This window comes from Bacillus sp. MBGLi79 (assembly GCF_002953915.1).
Window position 1 is genome coordinate 2,990,159 of record NZ_CP026521.1, and the last position, 7,690, is coordinate 2,997,848.

8 protein-coding genes are annotated in these 7,690 nt (G+C 39.8%); 2 read left to right on the plus strand and 6 right to left on the minus strand.

Annotated features, from left to right (window positions below; translation table 11 throughout):
• Nucleotides 1-194 (minus strand): MerR family DNA-binding transcriptional regulator (locus C1T29_RS15235; RefSeq protein ID WP_208945728.1); only part of this gene is annotated, 194 nt, incomplete at its 3' end.
• Between the two features lie 110 nt (nucleotides 195-304).
• On the opposite strand from C1T29_RS15235, the gene blt reads away from it, so the two are divergent.
• Both blt and C1T29_RS15245 read left to right on the plus strand, forming a co-directional pair.
• On the plus strand, nucleotides 305-1,507 hold the full coding sequence (blt, locus tag C1T29_RS15240) for a multidrug efflux MFS transporter Blt (protein WP_095432896.1): 1,203 nt from the start codon (nucleotides 305-307) through the stop codon (nucleotides 1,505-1,507).
• A 199-nt stretch (nucleotides 1,508-1,706) separates the two neighbouring features.
• Nucleotides 1,707-2,165 carry a spermine/spermidine acetyltransferase gene (locus C1T29_RS15245; RefSeq protein ID WP_095432895.1) on the plus strand — a complete coding sequence of 153 codons (459 nt, stop codon included), beginning with the start codon at nucleotides 1,707-1,709 and terminating at the stop codon, nucleotides 2,163-2,165.
• Between the two features lie 203 nt (nucleotides 2,166-2,368).
• Here the strand turns inward: C1T29_RS15245 and C1T29_RS15250 are convergent, their stop codons facing one another.
• From C1T29_RS15250 to C1T29_RS15270, 5 genes are read right to left on the minus strand one after another with little or no spacing between them, the layout of a single operon-like run.
• On the minus strand, nucleotides 2,369-2,833 hold the full coding sequence (locus C1T29_RS15250) for a (2Fe-2S)-binding protein (protein WP_040082384.1): 465 nt from the start codon (nucleotides 2,831-2,833) through the stop codon (nucleotides 2,369-2,371).
• Nucleotides 2,826-3,668 carry an FAD binding domain-containing protein gene (locus tag C1T29_RS15255; protein WP_095432894.1) on the minus strand — a complete coding sequence of 281 codons (843 nt, stop codon included), beginning with the start codon at nucleotides 3,666-3,668 and terminating at the stop codon, nucleotides 2,826-2,828. Before C1T29_RS15255 ends, C1T29_RS15250 begins: the two co-directional genes overlap by 8 nt.
• Nucleotides 3,655-5,985: a xanthine dehydrogenase family protein molybdopterin-binding subunit gene (locus tag C1T29_RS15260; protein WP_095432893.1), complete on the minus strand. Its 2,331-nt coding sequence runs from the start codon at nucleotides 5,983-5,985 to the stop codon at nucleotides 3,655-3,657. The genes C1T29_RS15255 and C1T29_RS15260 overlap by 14 nt, the downstream gene beginning before the upstream one ends.
• A gap of 5 nt (nucleotides 5,986-5,990) precedes the next feature.
• Complete coding sequence (locus tag C1T29_RS15265) at nucleotides 5,991-6,611, minus strand: NTP transferase domain-containing protein (RefSeq protein ID WP_095432892.1); 621 nt, start codon at nucleotides 6,609-6,611, stop codon at nucleotides 5,991-5,993.
• Nucleotides 6,608-7,642, minus strand: a complete 1,035-nt coding sequence (locus tag C1T29_RS15270) for an XdhC family protein (protein ID WP_095432891.1) — start codon at nucleotides 7,640-7,642, stop codon at nucleotides 6,608-6,610. Before C1T29_RS15270 ends, C1T29_RS15265 begins: the two co-directional genes overlap by 4 nt.
• Nucleotides 7,643-7,690 lie beyond the last annotated feature (48 nt).

A 7,690-nucleotide genomic window follows, 5' to 3' on the forward strand; every position in this document is an offset into this window, starting at 1 on the left:
CCAAGCTCTTTAAATAGTCTAATGACTTGAAAAATCTCAAATTGATGATAGGAATAATATCTATACCCATTTTCTTTTTTTATTTCCGGTGAGAATAGACCAATCTCATCATAATGAAATAAGGTTTGTTTTTTGACACGGCAGAGCTTTGAAAACTCCCCTGTTGTGAAATACTTCCTAACATCTTCGCCCATAAAAACCTCCTTGACTATACGGTAACCATATACCTTATGATTTGATTGTACTTGAAAAAAGCTTCAAGTGAAAAGGATAGGTAAAAGGGTTCAAGTAAAGGGGAATTCAAATGAAAAAATCAATAAGTGAGCAAAAAACGATTTTCATTATACTATTGAGCAACATCTTCGTAGCATTTCTTGGTATCGGTTTAATTATTCCGGTTATGCCTTCTTTTATGAAAATCATGCATTTATCCGGCAGCACTATGGGTTATCTTGTTGCGGCTTTTGCCATTTCTCAGTTAGTTGCGTCACCTTTTGCGGGAAGATGGGTTGACCGTTTCGGCAGAAAAAAAATGATTATTCTCGGGTTGCTTATATTCAGTTTATCTGAGTTGATTTTCGGATTAGGGACCCATGTTTCAATATTTTATTTCTCGAGGATATTGGGTGGTATAAGTGCGGCTTTTATCATGACCGCGGTAACAGCATATGTAGCTGATATGACAACCCTAAAGGAAAGGTCAAAGGCTATGGGGTATGTTTCTGCTGCAATTAGCACAGGCTTTATCATTGGGCCTGGTGCGGGAGGATTTATTGCCGGCTTTGGCATCCGCATGCCGTTTTTCTTCGCCTCCGCCATCGCATTAATAGCAGCTGTCACTTCCGTTTTTATACTAAAAGAGTCATTGTCGATAGAAGAACGCCATCAACTCTCATCTCATACAAAGGAATCAAATTTCATTAAAGACTTGAAGAAGTCCATTCATCCTGTCTATTTCATTGCATTTATTATCGTCTTTGTAATGGCTTTTGGTTTATCAGCTTATGAAACGGTATTCAGCTTGTTTTCTGATCATAAATTTGGCTTCACACCAAAAGATATTGCAACCATTATTACGATTAGTTCAATTGTGGCGGTAGTTATTCAAGTTTTACTTTTCGGGAAATTGGTCAACAAACTTGGAGAGAAAAGAATCATTCAGCTGTGCTTAATAACCGGAGCGATCTTGGCTTTCGTGTCTACTGTTATGTCAGGATTTTTAACTGTTTTGCTTGTAACTTGTTTTATTTTTCTGGCGTTCGATTTGCTACGTCCGGCCTTAACTGCTTTTTTATCCAATATGGCCGGTAACCAGCAGGGTTTCGTAGCAGGCATGAACTCCACATACACCAGCCTGGGAAATATATTTGGCCCCGCTCTAGGCGGTATCCTATTTGATCTTAACATTCATTTCCCTTTCCTATTTGCAGGTTTCGTTATGGTGATCGGCCTTGGTCTTACAATGGTTTGGAAAGAAAATAAGAATGATGCTGCAGCTTTGAATTAATTCATTCTCTATAAAGGCAAGTCATTTGGCTGCAGGGAATGCCCCTGGTTAGGCACAATAAGATAAGGTACTTAATTTGATAGGCTACATGTTGCTTGACGTGAATATAGTAATGCTGAGTTTTAGCAATATCAATTCCATCTGCCATCACCTTAAGCCGCAGCCTAACCGGGAGATAAGAAAAATAAGGAGAATGTGTATGAGTATAAAAATAAAAGCAGTAACTGATGATAATCGTGCTGCCATTCTTGATCTGCATGTCAGCCAGAATCAACTATCATATATTGAATCTGCAAAAGTGTGTTTAGAGGATGCAAACGATTGCCGCTATTATAAACCTGTCGGGCTTTACTATGAAGGAGATCTAGTCGGTTTTGCAATGTATGGATTGTTTCCCGAGTATGATGAAGGTAATAAAAATGGACGAGTTTGGCTTGACCGATTTTTTATCGACGAACACTATCAGGGAAAAGGATTAGGGAAGAAAATGCTTAAAGCTCTCATTCAGCACCTTGCTGATCTATATAAATGTAAGAGAATTTATTTAAGTATATTTGAAAATAATATTCATGCTCTTCGCCTTTATCAAAGGTTTGGTTTTCACTTTAATGGTGAACTCGATTTTAATGGCGAAAAAGTCATGGTGAAAGAGCTGTAGGTTTTCCAAGCACTTCTTCGTTTGCTAAGAAACGTTTCATCATTACAGGCAGCTGACTCATCATTGCCTATATACATTCCCCCTAGGATAAGCTATGTTATACCTAAAAAAAGCCTGGATGAAACATTCAGTTCATCTCAGGCTTTAAGGATCTCATTAGAAGAAAAAATCTTACGTGATATTTGGTAATCAGTTATGCCGGGCTAATGATTCCCTTTCTCTGTATGTAAAACAGATTTAACTGCTTCTTCAATCTCCCTATAACCAGTACATCTGCAAATATTGGACTGCAGCCAATCTTTTATCGTTTCATCGCCAGCGTTCGGCTCAGTATTCACTAAAGCATGACAATTCATTAGAAAACCTGGGGTACAATAGCCACATTGAAACGCAAATTTCTCAATAAAAGCCTTTTGGATTGGCGTATTTATAAGTCCTTCAATTGTAGTAATATCCTTACCTTCACCTTCTACTGCAAGCATCAAACAAGATTTCATCGGTACTCCATCTATTAATACCGTACAGGCACCACAATCGCCATTTAAGCAGCCTGGCTTTGAACCAGTTAATCCAAGACGAAGACGAAGGGCATATAACAAAGTATCGGCTGGTCTAACAGTAATCCGTCTTTCCTTGCCATTTATTTTTAATGTAATAGGGTTAGACATTTGGGCCTCCTTCTAATTCATGTAAGGCATCCAAGATTGCATGTTGCAAGACAAATATTCGATATTCACTTGAGCCTTCTACATCATCAAGAATGGGTTTGGGCAGATACTGTAAAGACCTGCGCACTCTGTCTTCTAATGAATAGCTTTTATCGTTGAACATTTTCTCCATTTCAATAGAACGAAAAGGAAATGGACATACGCCGCTAAAGGACATTCTAACCTCTTCATCTTTTTTTAGTGCACAAACTGTCACCAATGGATACCCAACATTCCACTGTTGTCTTCTTTTTATACTTACAAATGGCAATTCTATATACGTTCGATCTATAAGGATATGAAATAAAAAATCCCCTTTTTGTAATTGTATTTCCCTGTTAAATACTTTATTAATAGGATGGTAACGAAGCCCTGCTCTCCCTGCGACTCCTACCAAACTATCGGAAATTAACAACGGCAAGACTGCCTCACGATAATAGATGTTCCCGCAAATATTTCCACCCAGGCTGATTTTATTTCGAGCCGTCCGGTCCGCGATTTCACTTACTGTTTTACTCAATAACGGAAACGAATTTTCTTCCTCCACTTTCGTTAATGACACACCTGCTCCCATCACTAGATAATTTTCATGAAAACGGATGGTATGAAATTCCGGAAGTGCGTTAATATCTATAGCTGCATCCGTATAGATGAGATTCAACCTTCCTAAGGTTATGATTTCTGTGCCGCCGGAATAATACATTGGTGTTTTCTTTTCGGCCGCAAGAGAGTGAAACAGGCGGGTTGTTTCTTGAATGGTCTTCGGTTTAAAATAGTCGAAATCAAACGGTATCATCTTTCCACCCCTCTTGCGTCCTCCATAAATGTTCAGGAATCAGAGGAAGTTGATTCAATTGGACACCTAAAGCAGTGGAAAGGCAATTCCCCAATGCTGCCGGCATCCCCAACAGTCCGTGTTCTCCGCCGCCGCGCGCTCCATAAGGCGCAATCACATGCGGGGTTTCAACAAATTCAATGATATATTCAGGCTGCTCTCCATAGTGAAGGGGTCTGTATGTTCTAAGTTGAGGATTTAATACTCTTCCATATGGATCAAACACAAAGGTTTCTCTTCCTCCAAATGCGATTCCCATACTCATCGCCCCCATCACTTGACCCCTTGCCGCTTTTTCATTCAATACAGTTCCGATATCCACAACAGAATAGGCTTTTGTAATTCGATACGTATAATCCCGTTTATCTAATTCAACTTCAATTCCCTGAGCGCCTACAGCCCACTCGGGTCCCGGCTTTCCTTTTCCTGTTTCTTGGTCTAAATTCGTCATCCGGGTTAATGTGTAGTTGCCGCTCGCAATGATTTGGCCGCCAATGGTATTTCCATTTGGAAATGTATATCCGTAAGCAATGTCTTTTATTTCAACATTCACATTAGGATTATCTAAAAAATAAACCTTTCCATCAGCCACCTCTAATTCCTCAACAGGAACTCTTAACACACAAGATGCCACGTCCTTAAGCTTTCGAATGGCTTCCTCCGCTGCATTCAGTACAGCTCTTCCTCCCATTAAAGTCCCTCTGCTGCCTACGGTTTTCCAATGCTCAGGTGTTGTTTGGGTATCGATAAGCATTTTTACATGAATTTTGCTTATGTCCATTTTCATTCGTTCCGCTAAGATTTGGGCTAACACTGTTTTTGTCCCTGTTCCAATTTCCACTACCCCTGACATCAAATTAATGCTTCCGTCAGGATTAAAGGTTAAAATAACCCCGGATGTTGCATTTGTATCAAATGTTGACGTTTTCCAAATGCAGCTCATTCCCTTTGCCCGTATCTTCCGATCATCGATTTCAATTCTCTGTCCCTCGTCCCAATTCATTAATTCCTTCAATCTTTCAATACATTTTGGTACATTTCCGACCGTGCTTGAATTGAGAAGAACTTGAGTAGGTGTAGTATCACCAGGACGAATGGCATTTTTATAGCGAAGTTCTAATGGATCAATGTTTAGCTTTTCTGCCAATACATCCATCGTTCGTTCAAAAGCAAATAAAACTTCAGCATGACTATAGCCTCTAAATGCACTGGGATATGGATGATTCGTATACATACAATATGAATCACACCATATATGGTCGATTGCGTATGGACCCGTACAATCAACCACTCCAGCTCGACTGACGTCAACTCCTTTATCGGAGTATGCTCCGCCATCAAATAAAAACTGAATGTCTGCCGCCCTTAAGATTCCATCTTTTGTTGCTCCTAATTTTACGATGGCATCCAATCCGATATGAACAGGAGATGTGATCATATCCTCTTCTCTTGAATTAAATAATTTTACAGGCTGCCCACCAACTGCTTTTGATGCTAAAAATGCAATAACCTCTAACTGAACTGCTGCTTTTCCCCCGTACGCCCCTCCTACTAAAGGGGTTTTTACGATAACCTTTCCAGGTTCAATTCCAAAATACCACTCCATTAATTTTTTAATGGCAAAAGGAGCTTGAGAGGATGTGGTGATGATAATCTCTCCATCGGCTCGAATTTCAGCAATCGAGCATCTTGTTTCCATAGCAGCGTGATCAGAAGGATTAAAGGAAATTTGAAACTCCGCTACCACATCACTTTCCCTAAACCCGTCTTCTATATTTCCTTTTCTGATTTTATCTAGGTTTGCGATATTTGTCTTCGGAACCGGGTATACACCTTGCTTCTTCTCATAGCGGTCCAAATGTTCATGGACGAGAGGAGCATTCTTCTGGAAGGCCGCACGGGGGGAATTTACGACGGGAAGAGGTTCATAGGACACTTTGATAGCATCCGCCGCCTTTTGAGCTATGATTGGATTTTCCGCAACAACTACAGCAACTGGCTCACCATGATATCTAACTTTTTTATAAGCAATCGGCGACCTGTCTTTAATTTCTTCACCTACAAGCGGAAAAGGTTCATCACCCAATATCGCTTTCACTCCAGGAATCTTCCAAGCTTCTGAAAAGTCTATAGAAGCAATATTCGCATGAGCATACGGACTAACCAACATTTTTGCGTGTAATGTCCCTGTTTCTTGAAAATCATTTGTATATTTCGCCTTTCCTGTCACTTTTTCAAGGGCCTCTTTTCGTATAACACTTTTCCCGATATACTCCAACTCATTCACTCCCCGAAATTATTCAGTAGTAAAGTGTAATCTTCAACTGTATCTACGTCATAAAAAAGTAAAGGGTCTTGGAAGTTGATCATTTTTCCCGTATTTAAAATACGTTCACGGATGACATACCGAGCGCCTTGATCTTCCTTTAATTGATGTAACACTGGAAAACATTGCTTTGAAAATAAGATAGGGGGCATAGGCAGATGTTGATTTTCAGCAGCTATAAATGAATAGTGGTGCTCTCTTTGATAGGAATCAATTAACGTATTGATGATATCTGTGGTGACAAATGGCTGATCTGCAAGAAGAATGATAACGGCATCAGCCTCATACTCTACTGCTCTTTTTAAACCACATTGTATGGAGTGGCCCTGGCCCTTACCCGCTTGCTCACATTCCACCTGACTCCATTTATTTGACATAGGATATAAAAAGAAAAAAGCCGAAAGCCAATGCAGTGAATCTCCCTTTCTCGTGATAATGAAAATATGATCTAATTTAGATAATAAGGCATTTTTAAGAGCCATACTTCCTAGGGAGGCTCCATTAAGAAATAAACTTCGCTTATCTGTTCCCATACGTCTGCTTGTACCAGCTGCCAAGTATATGGCTGCTGTTTTCATGAGGTAGACCTTTGTTTTCGCATGTTTTTAATCATCTCGCCAATAATGCTTATAGCAATTTCCTCGGGGCCTTGTGCCCCAATGGGAAGTCCAATTGGGGAATGAATATCTTCTGGAATCTGAGCCCCGCCTAATAGTCGTTCCGTTCGCCTCCTAGGGCCTAATACACCTTTATAAAACACATCCATATTTTTGATTTTATGTAAAATGATCTGATCTTTTTGAAAGCTGTGTGTCATAATGACTATAAAATCCCTTTCTGTAATGCTCAGACCCTCCATTACTTCTTCCAGTACTCCTACAATCAAATTGTTGGCTCTAGGAAAATGGCCGTTATGACATAAAGAAGGACGCCAATCAATCACTGTGACATGAAAGCCTATACCAGCTGCCAAAGAAACTAATGGCTTAGCATCTTCCCCTGCTCCAAAGACATATAAACAAGGTTTTGGAACCATCTGATGGATAAAAAATAAATCAGACGTATGTTCATCCCTTTTGATTCCCTTTTCCGTATCATAAAGGGGATTCTGATTTCTCAGTTTTTGAATACAGCCTAGCTCCTTAACATCCCCAGTTCCAAACACGCTGCCATCTTCAACGATATACATATCTTCCCTTGGCTCTAACCTTTTAGTGAATCGTTTCATTCGAGTAACAGACTTTTTTACATCTAAGCATTTCCTTACTGTCCTAAGATTTTTTTCTAATTCCCCTTTTACAGGCTCGAGTAAAACCGTCAAAACACCATGACAGCCAACTCCCTGTCCCCACGATAAATCGTCCTCTGCACTCATATCAAAATGAACAATCAAGGGCTCTCCTGTAGCCCAAACTTGCTCTGCCCTTTCAATAAGATCTTCTTCCAAACAACCGGCAGATAACATTCCAACTCTTGTTTTGTCCCCTAAAATTAACATGGAGGCCCCTTCTTTTTTATAAGCGGACCCCTCTACTTTAATTATGGTAGCCAATACCATAGCATTCTTAGAATTGGCGACTGCATCCAAAATTCGGTGTATATCATCCATTTTACTCCCCCGCTTTTACCTCATTACATCTACATCTGTATATCCATA